Genomic DNA, 438 nt, shown 5'->3' with positions numbered 1-438 from the left:
TAGCGTGTCGCACTAGCCGGTCGATTTTTCTTTGCTCACGCGTATCAATTTCATGAGTGAGCAATAAACTGACGCGCTCTATAAAGCTTTGTTCTTGATATAGATTTGGCTGTTCAAGCTGTTGCGTGAGTGCTTGCTTTATACCGGATAACTTGAGTAGTTGAAGTTGCTGGTTAATGGTGTCTATCATGTTTGCATTCCTTAATGGTAATACTGTGTGCCGCGTATGTTGCCATGCTTAATTGGCTTTTCTGGCTCTGTTTGCTGTGTGGGTAACGGTTGTTGATCCAACCCCTTTTTCAGCATCTGCTTAATTGATTTAAGTGTGGTCGTATTCATTATGATTGCGCGATAACACGCTTGCTCAAGCCGTTCTTTTGAATAAGTTTTAGCTAAACTTAACACCCCTAAACAGGCGCGATAAGCGTGCTCGGGGTG

The 438-nt window shown here is 43.2% G+C and carries 1 protein-coding gene and 1 pseudogene; both read right to left on the bottom strand.

The features are described from left to right. Positions 1-190, bottom strand: a pseudogene (locus H5232_RS23655) (IstB-like ATP-binding domain-containing protein); the annotation flags it as partial. A gap of 11 nt (positions 191-201) precedes the next feature. After that, positions 202-438 (bottom strand): BTB/POZ domain-containing protein (locus tag H5232_RS23650; RefSeq protein ID WP_404936417.1); only part of this gene is annotated, 237 nt, incomplete at its 5' end.

Source organism: Pseudoalteromonas sp. SG41-5 (genome assembly GCF_014164495.1).
GTDB classification, from domain to species: Bacteria; Pseudomonadota; Gammaproteobacteria; order Enterobacterales; family Alteromonadaceae; genus Pseudoalteromonas; species Pseudoalteromonas rhizosphaerae.
The sequence above is the reverse complement of the archived record's forward strand: the minus strand, read 5'-3'. Positions and strand labels throughout refer to the sequence as shown.